The 11,258-nt window shown below is 71.2% G+C and carries 9 protein-coding genes; 6 read left to right on the top strand and 3 right to left on the bottom strand.

The window, feature by feature from the left end; all coding sequences use genetic code 11:
* Nucleotides 1-132: 132 nt before the first annotated feature.
* Together STSP_RS25185 and STSP_RS25180 are read left to right on the top strand one after the other, a co-directional pair.
* The gene (locus STSP_RS25185; protein WP_067282441.1) at nucleotides 133-1,380 is read left to right on the top strand and encodes an MFS transporter; all 1,248 of its coding nucleotides are present in this window, start codon (nucleotides 133-135) and stop codon (nucleotides 1,378-1,380) included.
* Nucleotides 1,381-1,506: 126 nt separating this feature from the next.
* The gene (locus STSP_RS25180; protein WP_067282440.1) at nucleotides 1,507-2,199 is read left to right on the top strand and encodes a TetR/AcrR family transcriptional regulator; all 693 of its coding nucleotides are present in this window, start codon (nucleotides 1,507-1,509) and stop codon (nucleotides 2,197-2,199) included.
* A gap of 44 nt (nucleotides 2,200-2,243) precedes the next feature.
* On the opposite strand, the gene STSP_RS25175 is transcribed toward STSP_RS25180, so the two are convergent.
* Together STSP_RS25175 and STSP_RS25170 are read right to left on the bottom strand one after the other, a co-directional pair.
* Nucleotides 2,244-3,149 carry a MaoC family dehydratase gene (locus STSP_RS25175; RefSeq protein WP_408646355.1) on the bottom strand — a complete coding sequence of 302 codons (906 nt, stop codon included), beginning with the start codon at nucleotides 3,147-3,149 and terminating at the stop codon, nucleotides 2,244-2,246.
* A 29-nt stretch (nucleotides 3,150-3,178) separates the two neighbouring features.
* Nucleotides 3,179-4,591, bottom strand: coding sequence for a 3-oxoacyl-ACP reductase (locus STSP_RS25170; RefSeq protein WP_067282434.1), 1,413 nt, complete (start codon nucleotides 4,589-4,591; stop codon nucleotides 3,179-3,181).
* A gap of 71 nt (nucleotides 4,592-4,662) precedes the next feature.
* On the opposite strand from STSP_RS25170, the gene STSP_RS25165 reads away from it, so the two are divergent.
* A complete protein-coding gene (locus STSP_RS25165) occupies nucleotides 4,663-5,997 on the top strand; it encodes an acetyl-CoA C-acetyltransferase (RefSeq protein ID WP_067282486.1) in 1,335 nt (444 codons plus the stop codon).
* Between the two features lie 48 nt (nucleotides 5,998-6,045).
* Complete coding sequence (locus tag STSP_RS25160) at nucleotides 6,046-7,953, top strand: AMP-dependent synthetase/ligase (protein WP_067282432.1); 1,908 nt, start codon at nucleotides 6,046-6,048, stop codon at nucleotides 7,951-7,953.
* A gap of 505 nt (nucleotides 7,954-8,458) precedes the next feature.
* Here the strand turns inward: STSP_RS25160 and STSP_RS25155 are convergent.
* Nucleotides 8,459-8,662, bottom strand: coding sequence for a cold-shock protein (locus STSP_RS25155; protein ID WP_067282429.1), 204 nt, complete (start codon nucleotides 8,660-8,662; stop codon nucleotides 8,459-8,461).
* Nucleotides 8,663-9,055: 393 nt separating this feature from the next.
* On the opposite strand from STSP_RS25155, the gene STSP_RS25150 reads away from it, so the two are divergent.
* Nucleotides 9,056-9,868, top strand: coding sequence for a menaquinone biosynthetic enzyme MqnA/MqnD family protein (locus tag STSP_RS25150; protein WP_067282484.1), 813 nt, complete (start codon nucleotides 9,056-9,058; stop codon nucleotides 9,866-9,868).
* Between the two features lie 167 nt (nucleotides 9,869-10,035).
* Nucleotides 10,036-11,250 (top strand): cyclic dehypoxanthinyl futalosine synthase, encoded by a 1,215-nt coding sequence (gene mqnC, locus STSP_RS25145; RefSeq protein ID WP_067282428.1) that lies wholly within the window; start codon nucleotides 10,036-10,038, stop codon nucleotides 11,248-11,250.
* Nucleotides 11,251-11,258: the final 8 nt, after the last annotated feature.

Below are 11,258 nucleotides of genomic sequence, written 5' to 3'. Positions count from 1 at the left end.
CCCGCGCCCAGGGGCAGACCCAGGGCTAGGCGCTCCGCTGGATGTGCCGTCGGTTAGCTGCGGCGCCGTCGTGGCTGGGCGCGCAGTTCCCCGCGCCCCTTGAGGGCGCGGGGCGCGAGGGGGGTGCTCCGTATGCCGGCTAGGCGGTCGCTCGGGCGGCAGTTCGGGTGGCTGTGGGCGGCCTATGCGGTCAGCACACTTGGGACGAGGCTCGCGTTCGACGCGTTCCCCCTGATTGCGATCCTTGTGCTGCATGCCGGGCCGACGGAGGTGTCGTTGCTGGCCGCCGCGGGCCTGGCGGTGGGGGCGGCGGTGTCGGTGCCGCTCGGCCCGTGGGTGGAGTTCCGCCGTAAGCGGCCGGTGATGGTCGCGATGGATCTGATCCGGTTCGCGGTGTTGATGAGCGTCCCCGTCGCGTTCGCGCTCGGCCGGCTCAGCTTCGTCCAGCTCCTGGTCGTGTCGGTGATCGTCGCCGCGGCCGACATCACCTTCACCGCCGCGAGCGGCGCCTGCCTGAAGGCACTCGTACGACCGCAGGACCTGCTTGTCGCGAACGGACGGTTCGAGGCCACCACCTGGACCGCCACCGTGCTCGGACCGCCGCTCGGCGGAGCCGCGGTCGGAATGTTCGGCCCGGTGATGACCGTGGTCGCCGACGCGGTCAGCTACCTGCTCTCGGCACTGGGGATCCGTGCGATCGGCGGCCGGGAGCCGCGGCCCGTACGCACCGGTGCCCCGCCACGGTTCCGGGCCGGCGACCTGCTCGACGGGTGGCGGTACATCCTGGGCGACCCGGCGCTGCGCCCGCTGTTCTTCAACACCATCTTGGTCAACAGCCTGATCATGGCCGCCGCGCCGCTGCTCGCCGTCCTCATGCTCGGCGACCTCGGCTTCGCCCCCTGGCAGTACGGCCTCGCCTTCGCCGTGCCCTGCCTCGGCGGTCTGATCGGCTCACGACTGGCCCGCCCGCTCGTCGCGCGCTTCGGGCGGCACAAGGTCATGCTCACCGCCGGGACCCTGCGTGCCTGCTGGCCCCTCGGGCTGGCCTTCGTCCGCCCCGGCGTCGCAGGACTGGTGCTCGTCATGGTCGTCGAACTCGGGCTGATCACCAGCGCGGGCGTGTTCAACCCGGTGTTCGCCACCTACCGGCTCGAACAGACGGGCGCGGACCGAGTGACCCGCACCCTGTCCGCGTGGTCGGCCACCGGCAAGGCCGCCACCGCGGCCATGACAGGGCTGTGGGGCCTGCTGGCCGGCATCACCGGCCCGCGTACCGCGATCGCGATCGCCGGTCTCCTCCTCCTGGCGACCCCGCTCCTGCTCCCACGGCACGACCACCCGACGCAGCACGAGCCGGAACCGGTCCAGAGCCACCCATGAACTGCCGTGAGAGCCACCCATGAACTGCCGTGACTGCGCCACCCATGAACCCCCGCGACTCCTCGCGGTGCCCGACGCCGCCGACTCCCCGGCGCGGGCGCCGGAGCGGACCGTACGCTAAGCCGTATGGGTGCTGTGAAGAACAAGCGGATGCCGCGTGCCGTGCGCGAGCAGCAGATGCTGGACGCCGCCGTGCAGATCTTCGGGCAGCGCGGGTACCAGGCCGCCTCCATGGACGAGATCGCCGACCTGGCGGGCGTCTCCAAGCCGCTGGTGTACCTGTATCTGAACTCCAAGGAAGACCTCTTCACCACCTGCATCCGCCGCGAGGCCCGGGCCATGATCGAGGCGGTACGCGCCGGGGTGCGGCCCGACGACCCCGCCGACCGACGGCTCTGGGGAGGGCTGCGCGCCTTCTTCACGCACACCGCGCAGAACCCGGACGGCTGGGCGGTACTGCACCGCCAGGCGCGTACGCACGGCGAGCCGTTCGCGGCCGAGGCGGCCGCGATGCGGGAGGAAATCGTCGCTCTCGTCACGCAGTTGATCGCGGTGGCCGCCCGTGAGACCCACCGTGATCCGTCGCTGCCCGAACGCGAGGTCGCGGGCCTGGCCGAGGCCCTGGTCGGAGCCGCCGAGTCGCTCGCCGCGTGGGCGAACGCCACACCGGGCGTCTCCGCGAAGCAGGCCGCGGCGACCCTGATGAACTTCGCATGGGAGGGACTGGGCGGCCTCATGGAGGGGCGTGCGTGGTCCCCGCCGGGAGGATCCGCTCAGGTCCAGGCTCCTGCTCCCGCCCCTGTTTCGGCTTCCGCCTGAGCCGTGTTTCGGCTTCAGCCTGACCCGCGGGCCTTGCTCGAACCTCAGCTCGGGCCGTCCAGGGCCAGCACCTCGCCCGTGACATGGATCCGGTCCTCGCCGGCCCCGTGCCCGCCACCGCGCAGCTCGAAGGCGGATCCCTCGGCGGCGTAGGTCACGGTGCCGGGCAGCAGCACCGGAGCCTTGAACTCCGCGTGGATCCGGGCCGCCTGGGGAACGCCGTGCTGAGCGAGGCACCGCGCGACGGTCCACATGCCGTGGGCGATGGCCCGGGGAAAGCCGAACAGGCGGGCGGTGAGCGGGTACAGATGGATGGGGTTCCGGTCCCCTGAAGCGGCGCCGTAGCGGCGGCCGACATCCCCGCCGAGCGTCCACTCGGCGACGGCGGGCAGCGGCTTCCGCGCCGGTTCCGCCGATCGGTCGCGGGGAGCGTCGGAAGCGTCGGCGGCACCGGTCCTGTGCCGGGCCAGATACCTGCTCCGCGACTCCCATACGACCTCACCGCCCACCCGCACCTCGGTCACCATGACCGCCTCGGTGCCGCGCCGGTGCGGGGCCAAGTCGTCGAGGTAGACGGCGAGTTCGTATTCCTCCGCCGGGCCGAGCGCGCGCCGCTGATCGATCTCGATCGACGTGTGAACGAGCCCGAGCAGCGGCAGCGGAAAGTCACGGGCCGCCATCAGCCGCATGGCGAGCGGAAAGCCGAGGACGTGCGGATACGTCACCGGCAGGGCCTGATCCCTCCCGGCGGCGAACCCACACACCCGCTCGTACGCCGCGAGCCGTGCCCCGTCGACCCGGACGCCGGGCAGCACGAGCCGCATACCCGGCGCACCACTTGACCGTGCCCCCCGCTTGAGAGGGGACAACAGCGCACCGCGGGCGAGAACGGAAGGCAGCGAGGGCGGCGCCGCAAGAGTCAGAGTCTGCACGTCGTTGGTCTCCTTGATTTGTTGCGCGGCAGTCGTCGTCCGGGGCCCTACGCCCCCAGCAGGCTCTGCCCGCACACCCGCACCACCTGCCCGTTCACACCCCCGGACCCGGGGTTCGCGAACCACGCCGTCGTCTCGGCGACATCGACGGGAAGCCCGCCCTGCGCAAGGGAGTTCATCCGCCGCCCCGCCTCCCGGATGAACAGCGGAACCGCGGCCGTCATCCGCGTCTCGATGAACCCGGGCGCCACGGCGTTGACCGTCACCCCGTGCTCGGCGGCCGCCCGCGGCGCCAGCGCCCGCACCAGGCCCACGATGCCGGCCTTGCTCGCGGCGTAGTTGGTCTGGCCGACGTTGCCTGCGAGCCCGGCGATGGACGCGGTCGCGACGATCCGTCCGCCCGTCCGCAGCGTCCCGGCTTTCAGCAGCGAGTCCGTCGTACGCAGCACGCTCGCCAGGTTGACGTCCAGGACCGAACTCCATTGCTCGGCAGGCATGTTGGCCAGCTTGCGGTCGCGGGTGATCCCGGCGTTGTGGACGAGGACGTCGAGTCCGTCGGGCAGCGCGGCCGCGATCCGCTCGCCCGCGTCGTCCGCGGTGATGTCGAGGGGCAGCGCGCTCCCGCCGAGCCGGTCCGCGACCTTCACCAGGTCGCTCTGTGCGGCGGGGACGTCGAGGCAGACGACCCGCGCCCCGTCCCGCGCCAGCGTCTCGGCGACCGCCTCTCCGATCCCGCGCGCGGCGCCGGTCACAAGGGCGGTACGCCCGGCGAGGGGCCGCTCCCAGTCCTCCGGCCGCCCCCAGTCCTCCGGTCGCTCCGAGTCCTCCGGCGCCGACACCTCACCACCGCCCACCTCGATCACCTGACCGCTCACGAAGGCGGACTTGGGGGAGAGCAGGAATCGCAGCGTTGACTCGGCGGCCGCGGCCGCGGCCCCGCCCCCTGCCCCGGCGTCCGAGGCGATCCGTACCAGCGAAACCGTCCGCCCCCGCCCCATCTCCTTGCCGAGGGACCGTACGAAGCCCTCGAGTCCCTGCTGGACGGCGGCCTGGTGGTGGTCGGCCGGGTCCAGTGGAGCCCCGAGCACCACGACCCGTCCGCTGTCGGCGACCGAGCGCACCACGGGGTGCAGCGCCGCATGCACCTCGGCGAGGGCCTCGACGTCGGCGACACCCGTGGCGTCCAGCACGACCGCGGCGGGACGGTCGGCAGCCGCCCGGACCTCCAGACCGGTCCGGGCCAGCACCTCGCCGAGCGAGCCCGCCGACCCGACCGAGCCCGCCGACCCCGCCGAGCCCCCGAGCCGCGAGACCCCCGCCGTGAGATGCAGCAACGGCCCCTCCAGCGCGGGGCGTTCCGCCGACCAGCGGTGCAGCTCCGCGGGCTGGGGCAGGCCGAGGCGCCGGGCGAGAAAACGGCCGGGAGCGGTACGGGAGAACTGCAGGTAGCGGTCGGCCATTGTCCAAACTCCCAGCGGCATCGTAAATTTACTTCAGAGTAAGGTTACTTAAGAGTCAGGTGCCGGTCGAGATGAGTCCCGCAGGTCCCCCGCATCCCGCACGTCCCCGCAGCGCGGGTGCGCAGCTCCCGCCGACGCCGCGACGCGTCGCGGTCATCGGCGGCAGCCGCATCCCCTTCGCACGCTCCGACGGCCCCTACGCCACGGCCTCCAACCAGGAGATGCTCACCGCCGCGCTCGACGGGCTGGCCGACCGCTTCGGGCTCGACCAGCCGGGCGCCGTAGGCGAGTTCGTCGTCGGCGCCGTCCTCAAACACAGCCGCGACTTCAACCTGGCCCGCGAGACCGTGCTCGCATCGCGGCTCGACCCGCGCACCCCCGCGTACGACATCCAGCAGGCCTGCGGCACCGGGCTTCAGGCCGTCATCGCGGCCGCCAACAAGATCGCGCTCGGGCAGCTCGAATCGGCGGTCGCCGGTGGCGCGGACACCGCGAGCGACGCGCCGCTCGGCGTCAACGACGAGCTGCGCCGGATCCTTCTGGAGGCCCGGCGGGCCAGGTCGGCGGGGGCGCGGCTGAAGGCGCTCGCCCGCATCCGGCCCCGGCACCTCGTCCCCGAGATCCCGCGCAACGCCGAGCCGCGCACGGGTCTGTCGATGGGCGAGCACGCGGCCGTGACGGCACGCACGTGGGGCATCACGCGCGAGGAGCAGGACGAGCTCGCCGTGGCGAGTCACCAGCGGTTGGCCGCCGCGTACGAGAGGGGCTTGCTGGACGACCTCGTCGTACCGTTCCGGGGCCTCGCCCGCGACCAGAACCTCCGCCCCGGCACCACCGTCGGGAAACTCGCCGCTCTGAAGCCGGTGTTCGGGACGAAGGACCCGAACCCGACCATGACCGCCGGGAATTCGACCCCGCTGACGGACGGCGCCGCGACCGTGCTCCTCGCGAGCGAGGAGTGGGCCCGTGAGCACGGGTTCGAGCCGCTGGCGTACCTCACCGCGTACGAGACCGCGGCCGTCGACTTCGCCGGAGACGGTGGCGACGTCCGCGGGGGAGAGGACGGGCTGCTGATGGCGCCCGCGTACGCCGTGCCGCGGATGCTGGAGCGGGCCGGTCTCGGTCTCGACGACTTCGACCTGGTCGAGATCCACGAGGCGTTCGCCTCGCAGGTGCTGGCGACGCTGGCCGCCTGGGAGAAGCGCGGGCTCGCCCCGGTGGACCGGGCGAACCTCAACGTGGCCGGTTCGTCCCTTGCGACCGGGCATCCCTTCGCGGCGACCGGGGCGCGCATCGTGGCGACCCTGGCCAAGCTGCTCGCCGAGCGCGACGGGCCGGGACGCGGGCTGATCTCCGTCTGCGCGGCCGGCGGCCAAGGAGTGACCGCGATCCTCGAACGCACCTGACCCGTCCCCGAACGTCCGTACCTCCGGGCAACGACAAGGAGCCGCCCTGTGTCACGCCGTGAGACCACCAGCCCGCCCCCGCTCATCCCGCCCGAGATCAGGCAGCTGAACGGCGTCGTCCGTGAGGCGTCCGTACCCGCGCTCGCGCCGCCCGTCACCCACGGATCGCTGGCGGACATCCCCTTCGACAACGCCCAGCAGGCCCCTGCCGAAGCCGTCCTCAGCCGGAAGGGGCAGGACGGCCGGTGGACGGACGTGACCGCCGCGGCCTTCGCGGAGGAGGTCCTCGCCGTCGCCAAGGGGCTGATCGCGGAGGGCCTGATGCCCGGCGACCGGCTCGCGATCATGGCCCGTACGACGTACGAGTGGACGCTGCTGGACTTCGCAGCGTGGGCCGCGGGGCTGGTCACCGTGCCGGTGTATCCGACCTCGTCCGCCTTCCAGACGCGCTGGATCCTGCAGGATTCCGGAGCCGTCGCACTGGCCGTCGAGACCGCGGCGCAGGCCGCGGCGCTCGGCCCGGAGCGCGACCGGCTGCCGGATCTGCGGCACGTGTGGACCTTCGAGAAGGGGCACGTTCAGCACCTCGCGGAGCTCGGCCGCGATGTGCCGGACGAGGAGATCACCGTACGGCGCGGCATGCTCGGCCCCGACTCCCTCGCCACCCTCATCTACACCTCCGGCACCACCGGCCGCCCCAAGGGCTGCGCCCTGACCCACGGCAACTTCTTCGCCGAGGTCGACAACGCCATCGAACTGCTGCACCCCGTCTTCAAGTCCATCAGCAAGGATCCGGCGTCCACGCTGCTCTTCCTCCCGCTGTCCCATGTCTTCGGCCGCATGGTCGCCATCGGCTGCCTGCGGGCACGCGTACGCCTCGGCCACGCGCCCAGCATCCAGACCGAGGACCTGCTCGCGGACCTCGCCGGTTTCCGCCCGACGTTCCTGCTCGCCATCCCGTACGTCCTGGAGAAGGTCTTCAACACGGGCCGCGCCACCGCCGAGAAGATGGGGCGCGCCGCCTCCTTCGACCGCGCGGCGAACATCGCACGGCGGTACGGCGAGGCGGTCGAGGCCCAGCAGCACGGCACCGGTCCGGGCCCGAGCCGCGCTCTGCGGGCGGCACGCGCGCTGTACGACCCGCTCGTGTACCGGCGGATCCGCGCGGCGCTCGGCGGCAAGGTCCGGTATGCGATCTGCGGCGGCTCCCCGCTCGGCCGCCGGCTCGCGGCCTTCTACGCGGGCGCGGGCGTCCAGGTCTTCGAGGGCTACGGCCTGACGGAGACCACCGCCGCCGCGACGGTCACCCCGCCGCTCAAACCCCGCCTCGGCACGGTGGGCTGGCCTCTGCCCGGCACGAAGGTGCGCATCGCGGCGGACGGCGAGGTCATGCTCCGCGGCGGTCAGCTGTTCCGCGGCTACTGGGACCCGCAGGCGGGCGGGGTGACACCCGCGAGCACGGACGGCTGGTTCCCGACCGGCGACATCGGGAACCTGGACGCCGACGGCTACCTCACCATCACCGGCCGTAAGAAGGACATCCTCATCACCACCGGCGGCAAGAACGTCGCCCCGGCCCCACTGGAGGACTGGCTCCGCGCACATCCGCTCGTCGGCCAGTGCATGGTCGTCGGCGACAACCGCCCGTACATCACCGCCCTGATCACCCTCGAACCGGACGGCATCGCCCACTGGTGCCGTATGAAGCGGAAGGAGCACCTGACGGCCGCCGAGCTGGTGAACGATCCCGAACTGCTCGAGACGCTCCAGCGCGCGGTCGACGAGGCCAACAAGCTGGTCTCCCGCGCCGAGTCCATCCGCCGCTTCACCGTCCTCCCGGTGGACTTCACGGAGGAGGCGGGGCATCTGACTCCGTCACTGAAGCTGCGCCGGGAAGTGATCGCACGGGACTTCGGCGACGAGATCGAGGAGCTGTACGCCAAGCCGCGGGGCTGACGGTGGACCGGTCGGTCCGGCCCCGCGCCGGTTGCATGCTCGTCGTGCACAGCACACGTAGGGCCGTCATCCATGCGGCGCACGTGCCACGACCCGGAATCGGCTGCGGGGTATGGCCGCCCGTAGGCGCGTGAGTGCGAAAACCCACGGCTGGCCGCGTACGCGTGGGTGGCGGGCGTACGTATGGGCGATGACGCGTGAGTGATCGCAAACGCTCCGTGAATCTGCGGTGAACAATGCGTGCCCGGGTGGCCGGGAAAGTGGCGGGCCATGGAGAAAAGGACGCCGACGGAGGAGAGGGCCGCCGACGGAGGAGAAGGCCGACGGGCGGGAAATGGAGCCGGCGGGCGGGAAATGGGCCGTCGCGGGTCCGCAGTGGCCGGAGAAGTCGCGGGCCGTGGCCGGAGAAAAGGCAGGAGCCCTGCGCCGGGTGGGCGCTGGGCTCCTTGGGTACTGCTATCCGGTTCCGGATCAGGTCAGATCCCGAGTGTCCTCGGGACCCCGATTACATCGGGGTGACGTTCTCCGCCTGCGGGCCCTTGGGACCCTGCGTGACGTCGAAGCTCACGGCCTGGTTCTCCTCGAGGGAACGGAACCCGGACGCGTTGATCGCGGAGTAGTGGACGAAGACGTCGGGGCCCCCGCCTTCCTGGGCGATGAAGCCAAAGCCCTTTTCGGCGTTGAACCACTTAACGGTTCCGGTAGCCATAAGCCCTCCTTGGGCCAAAGGGTTGCCCTGCTCCAGAACCTGCCTTGTTAAACAATGCAAAAGTCTGAATACGACGAGAGCCCGCGGTCACATGCTCCGCAGGCTCTGTACTGCAAGGGAAACCAAACTGCAACTTGCGGCGAGCGTAGCACGCAAGTCACCGAAAACGATAGTGGGCAAGATCACGTCACCCAAATGTTTGAGTGATGCAAATAAGGTTGACGTCGCTCCCGGAAAGTGGGAGATGGGGGACCCCGCGTCCTGCACCGTACCCCATGGGTCTAGTCTCGCGATGTGGACAACTCAGACGCGGAATCGCAGGACTCGCAGGGCTCACTCACCGGGCCGGGCGTCAGCCCCGGCCCTCGTCGCTCCCGGCCGCGCGTCGGCCACATCCAGTTCCTGAACTGCCTCCCCCTGTACTGGGGGCTTGCGCGGACCGGAACGCTCCTCGACTTCGAGCTCACCAAGGACACCCCCGAAAAGCTCAGCGAGCGACTGGTGCAGGGCGATCTCGACATCGGGCCCATCACCCTCGTCGAATTCCTCCGGAACGCCGACCGGCTCGTCGCCTTCCCCGATATCGCGGTCGGCTGCGACGGTCCCGTCATGTCCTGCGTGATCGTCTCGCAGGTCCCGCTCGAGCAGCTCGACGGCGCCCGCGTCGCCCTCGGCTCGACCTCGCGTACGTCCGTGCGCCTCGCCCAGCTCCTGCTGGCCGAGCGCTACGGCGTGCAGCCGGACTACTACACGTGCCCGCCCGACCTCGGCGTGATGATGCAGGAGGCGGAGGCCGCGGTCCTGATCGGGGACGCGGCGCTGCGCGCCAACCTGCACGACGCGCCGCGCCTGGGCCTGGAGGTGCACGATCTGGGCGCCCTGTGGAAGGAGTGGACGGGCCTGCCGTTCGTCTTCGCCGTATGGGCGGCCCGCCGCGACTACCTGGAGCGCGAGCCCGTCATCGTGAGCAAGGTCCACGAGGCCTTCCTGGCCTCCCGCGATCTGTCGCTGGAGGAGGTCACCAAGGTCGCCGAGCAGGCGGCCCGCTGGGAGGTCTTCGACGAGAGCGTGCTGGAGCGCTACTTCACGACGCTCGACTTCCGCCTCGGCGATGCCCAGCTGAAGGGAGTCTCGGAGTTCGCCCGCCGGGTCGGGCCGACGACGGGCTTCCCGGCGGACGTACGGGTGGAGCTGCTGCAGCCGTAGGTTCAGCATGCAGGGGGCCGGTTGTGCCCCGGGGAGGTGCGGTCGGCGGGTCGTCGCGGCGGACATGCGGCCGTAGCTGGCCTGACGTCAGTCGCCGGAAGGCGCTGGCGTAGGCTGGATCGGTCCGTCAGAGCCCCAGAGGCCTCAACTCCGCGAAGGGGAGCCCGGTGACCGAGAAGGCCGACCTCACCTCCATTGATGTCACAGCCGTCCTCGACCGTGCTGCCTCAGGCGGGCGGATCACTCCTGAGGAGGCGCTCGTCCTCTACCGCGACGCGCCGCTGCACGCTCTGGGCGCGGCCGCCGACGCCGTCCGCCGCCGGCGGTACGCGGGCACCGAGCACATCGCGACGTACATCATCGAGCGCAATATCAACTACACCAACGTGTGCGTCACGGCGTGCAAGTTCTGTGCCTTCTACGCCCCGCCGAAGGACACGGCCAAGGGCTGGACGCGCGACCTCGACGACATCCTGCGGCGCTGCGCCGAGACCGTCGAGCTCGGCGGTACGCAGATCATGTTCCAGGGCGGGCACCACCCGGACTACGGCGTCGAGTACTACGAGAAGCACTTCGCCGCCATCAAGCGGGAGTTCCCGCAGCTGGTCATCCACTCGCTGGGCGCGTCCGAGGTCGAGCACATGGCCCGGATCTCGGGGATGTCGGTCGAGGAGGCCATCCGCCGTATCCACGCTGCCGGTCTCGACTCCTTCGCGGGCGCGGGCGCCGAGCTGCTGCCCGAGCGGCCCCGCAAGGCGATCGCGCCGCTCAAGGAGTCCGGCGAGCGGTGGCTGGAGATCATGGAGATCGCGCACGGGCTGGGTGTCGAGTCCACGACGACGATGCTCATGGGTACGGGCGAGACCAACGCAGAGCGCATCGAGCACCTGCGGATGATTCGCGACGTACAGGACCGGACGGGCGGCTTCCGCGCCTTCATCCCGTACACCTACCAGCCCGAGAACAACCACCTGAAGGGCCGCACGCAGGCCACCATCTTCGAGTACCTGCGGATGATCGCGATCGCGCGGCTCTTCCTCGACAACGTGGCCCACATCCAGGGCTCGTGGCTGACCACCGGCAAGGAGATCGGCCAGCTCTCGCTGCACTACGGCGCGGACGACCTCGGCTCGATCATGCTCGAGGAGAACGTCGTCTCGTCGGCCGGCGCCAAGCACCGCTCCAACCGGCTCGAGATCATCGACCTGATCCGCAAGGCCGGGCGGGTGCCTGCCCAGCGCACCACGACGTACGAGCACATCGTCGTGCACGACGACCCGGCGAACGACCCCGTGGACGACCGCGTCGCCTCGCACATCTCGTCGACGGCGATCGAGGGCGGCACCGCCCACCCCGAGCTGAAGCTCGTCTCCTCGAACTAGGGCCCTCT

It is taken from the genome of Streptomyces jeddahensis (assembly GCF_001642995.1).
Taxonomy (GTDB): domain Bacteria; phylum Actinomycetota; class Actinomycetes; order Streptomycetales; family Streptomycetaceae; genus Streptomyces; species Streptomyces jeddahensis.
Note: the sequence above shows the minus strand (reverse complement) of the source record. Positions and strands in the feature narration are given on the sequence as shown.

What these genes read in the sequence shown, in the direction of transcription:
- STSP_RS25180 (WP_067282440.1), top strand. Translation starts at nt 1,507, where the DNA reads ATGGGTGCTGTGAAGAACAAGCGGATGCCGCGTGCCGTGCGCGAGCAG.
- STSP_RS25165 (WP_067282486.1), top strand. Translation starts at nt 4,663, where the DNA reads ATGAGTCCCGCAGGTCCCCCGCATCCCGCACGTCCCCGCAGCGCGGGT.
- STSP_RS25170 (WP_067282434.1), bottom strand. Translation starts at nt 4,591, where the DNA reads ATGGCCGACCGCTACCTGCAGTTCTCCCGTACCGCTCCCGGCCGTTTT.
- STSP_RS25155 (WP_067282429.1), bottom strand. Translation starts at nt 8,662, where the DNA reads ATGGCTACCGGAACCGTTAAGTGGTTCAACGCCGAAAAGGGCTTTGGC.
- STSP_RS25185 (WP_067282441.1), top strand. Translation starts at nt 133, where the DNA reads ATGCCGGCTAGGCGGTCGCTCGGGCGGCAGTTCGGGTGGCTGTGGGCG.